General features: G+C 68.1%; 3 protein-coding genes. All 3 read left to right on the forward strand.

Annotated features, from left to right (window positions below):
* Positions 1-706 (forward strand): S1C family serine protease (locus WBB07_RS02960; RefSeq protein WP_526304596.1); only part of this gene is annotated, 706 nt, incomplete at its 5' end.
* Between the two features lie 49 nt (positions 707-755).
* Positions 756-2321, forward strand: a complete 1566-nt coding sequence (gene ffh / locus WBB07_RS02965) for a signal recognition particle protein (protein ID WP_526304598.1) — start codon at positions 756-758, stop codon at positions 2319-2321.
* A gap of 2 nt (positions 2322-2323) precedes the next feature.
* On the forward strand, positions 2324-3403 hold the full coding sequence (locus WBB07_RS02970; RefSeq protein ID WP_526304600.1) for an amidohydrolase family protein: 1080 nt from the start codon (positions 2324-2326) through the stop codon (positions 3401-3403).
* The last annotated feature ends 132 nt before the right edge of the window (positions 3404-3535 follow it).

Consider the following 3535-nt stretch of genomic DNA (forward strand, 5'->3'; position numbering starts at 1 on the left):
GTGCTTGATCGTCGGGGCCAGTGCCGGCGCCGGCGCCGGCTACCTGGTGGCCGATGCGGGGGTGAGGTTTGCGCAGAGCCCACCCGCGGCGGCGCCGGTGACCCCGGGTCCGGTTCCTGACGCCCAGGCCGCCGCGCAGGCATTGCTGCCCAGCGTGGTGCAGGTTGCGGCCGGCAACGGCCGGGGCTCCGGCTTTGCGATCGACAACCAGGGCCGGATCATGACAAACAGCCATGTCGTGGCGGGGCATGCGCGGGTGTTGGTCCGGATGGCCGACGGCAGCCGCAGCCCGGCCCGGGTGGTGGGTACCGATCCGGCCACGGATGTGGCGGTGCTGGAGGTCTCCGGTGACCCACCGCCGGCGGCGTCGCTGGGTGTCAGCAACGGGCTCGGGATCGGTCAGCCGGTGATCGCGGCGGGTGCCCCGCTCGGATTGGCAAGCACCGTGACCGCGGGCATCATCAGCGCCGTGGATCGCAGGGCCCGGCTGGGGTCACAGCCTGAGCAGCAGATGCTGCAAACCGATGCGTCGATCAACCCCGGTAACTCCGGTGGGCCCCTGGCCAACCTGCAAGGACAGGTGATCGGGATGAACACCGCGATAGCCACCGTTGGCGGCGCCGAGGCCGGCAACATCGGTATCGGTTTTGCGGTGCCGATCGATCGTGCGATCGAGGTGGCACGCCGGATCATCCAGAACGGTTGAGGCGGGGCGTCATGGGCACGGCGCCGGTCCGGCCAAGTAGGCTGACCCCGTGTTTGAATCCCTGTCTGACCGGCTCAATGGTGCCTTGTCGGGCCTGCGCGGCAAAGGTCGGCTCACCGACGCCGACATCGACGCCACCGCCCGCGAGATCAGGCTGGCACTGCTGGAGGCCGATGTCTCTCTGCCCGTCGTGCGCGCCTTCATCAACCGGATCAAGGAACGCGCCAAAGGCGCGGAGGTTTCGGGTGCGCTCAACCCGGCCCAGCAGGTCGTCAAGATCGTCAACGACGAGCTCGTCGGGATCCTCGGTGGTGAGACCCGCCAACTGCGCTTCGCCAAGACTCCGCCGACGGTCATCATGCTCGCCGGCCTGCAAGGCGCCGGTAAGACCACCTTGGCCGGCAAACTCGCGAAATGGCTGAAGGGCCAAGGCCATACACCGCTGCTGGTGGCATGTGACCTGCAGCGTCCCGGTGCGGTCAACCAGCTGCAGATCGTCGGGCAGCGGGCCGGGGTGGCGGTGTACGCACCGCACCCGGGAACCGCGCCGAGTGCTTCCGAGACCGAGGGCGCCGGCCCGGGTGACCCGGTCGCGGTGGCCGCCGCGGGTCTGGCCGAGGCCAAAGTCAAGCACCACGACGTGGTGATCGTGGACACCGCCGGCCGCCTCGGTATCGATGACGTGCTGATGGCCCAGGCCGCGGGTATCCGCGACGCCGTCAATCCCGACGAGACCCTGTTTGTCCTCGACGCGATGATCGGTCAGGACGCGGTGGCCACCGCGGAGGCCTTCGGGAGCGGTGTCGGTTTCACCGGGGTGGTGCTGACCAAGCTCGACGGTGACGCCCGCGGCGGTGCCGCGCTGTCGGTGCGCGAGGTCACCGGCGTGCCGATCCTGTTTGCGTCCACCGGTGAGAAGCTGGAGGACTTCGATGTCTTCCACCCCGACCGGATGGCAGGCCGCATCCTGGGTATGGGTGACGTGCTGTCGCTCATCGAGCAGGCCGAGCAGGTCTTCGACGCCGAGAAGGCCGAGGAGGCCGCAGCCAAGATCGGCTCGGGTGAGCTGACGCTGGAGGACTTCCTCGAGCAGATGCTGGCGATCCGCAAGATGGGCCCGATCGGCAATCTCCTCGGGATGCTGCCGGGGGCCGGGCAGATGAAGGACGCCCTGGCCGCCGTCGACGACAAGCAGCTCGACCGGCTGCAGGCGATCATCCGGGGCATGACGCCGGCCGAGCGGGACGATCCCAAGATCATCAACGCGTCGCGCCGGCTGCGCATCGCCAACGGCTCCGGTGTGTCGGTGTCCGAGGTCAACCAGCTGGTGGACAGGTTCTTCGAAGCCCGCAAGATGATGTCGCAGATGGCCGGCCAGATGGGAATGCCGTTCGGCCGCAAAGGTTCAGCACGCAAGAACGCAAAGAACAACAAGAAGAAGGGGCAGAAGGGCCGCAAGGGTGGTCCGACGCCGCCGAAGGCACGCAATCCGCTGGCCGCCGGAATGCCCGGCGGATTCCCGGATCTGTCACAGATGCCCAAAGGTCTCGACGAGTTGCCGCCCGGGCTGGCGAACTTCGACCTGTCCAAGCTGAAGTTCCCGGGACAGAAGTAGACATGCGCCTGCACCTGCGTGGTACGTCGCTGCCCGGCGGCGAGCCGGCGCAGTGGTGGGTGGTCGACGGAAAGCTATCCGCGGAACCGGTTTCCGACGCCGAAACGGTGTTCGGAGCTGACGGGTACGACGGCTGGATCCTCCCCGGTCTGGTCGATGCGCACTGCCACGTCGGATTGGGGCCGGGCGGGCCGACTTCGGATGAGGAGGCGATCACCCAGGCCGAGGCCGAACGGGACGTCGGCGCGCTGTTGCTGCGCGACGCAGGGTCGCCGATCGACACCCGGTTCCTGGATGACCGCGACGACCTGCCGCGCATCATCCGCGCCGGTAAACACATCGCCAAGCCCAAGCGCTACATTCCGGGTCTGCCGATCGACATCGAGGACGAATCCCAGTTGCCTGCGGTGGTGGCCCAGCAGGCGCGCTTCGGGGATGGCTGGGTCAAACTCGTCGGGGACTGGATCGACAGGGGAGTCGGGGATCTGGCGCCGCTGTGGTCCGACGACATCCTGAAGGCGGCCATCGACGCGGCGCACGCCGAGGGCGCCCGGGTCACCGCACACGTGTTCGGCGAGGATGCTCTGCCCGGCCTGATCAAGGCCGGTATCGACTGCATTGAACACGGCACCGGCATCACCGATGACACCATCTCCCTGATGCTCGAGCACGGCACCGCGCTGGTGCCGACCCTGATCAACATCGAGAACTTCCCGGGAATCGCGGCAGCCGCGGCCAAGTATCCGGCCTACGCCTCCCATATGCGCGATCTGTATGCCAGCTGTCGTGACCGGGTGGGCGCGGCCCACGATGCCGGGATCCCGATCTACGCCGGCACCGATGCCGGCGGCATGGTCGCCCACGGTCTGATCGCCGACGAGGTCGAGGCACTCAAGGGCATCGGGATGAGCGCGGACGACGCCCTGGGTGCCGCATCCTGGAACGCCCGGAGTTGGTTGGGACGGCCGGCCCTCGAGCATGGCGCCCCCGCCGATCTGCTGTGCTTCGCCGAGGATCCGCGTACCGGTGCCGACGTGCTGCGCTCACCCGATGTGGTGATCCTGGGCGGCCGGGTGTTCTAGCCCGGACAATTCAGTGAGGTTGGAGTCCGAGGTTGCTCGGGAGCTCACTCAGCGAAGTGAGGGGGCGGACGGGCAGACGAAGGAGCTCCGGCCCATTCAGTGAGGTTGGAGTCCGAGGTTGCTCGGGAGCTC

Source organism: Mycobacterium sp., assembly GCF_049647605.1.
Classification (GTDB): domain Bacteria; phylum Actinomycetota; class Actinomycetes; order Mycobacteriales; family Mycobacteriaceae; genus Mycobacterium.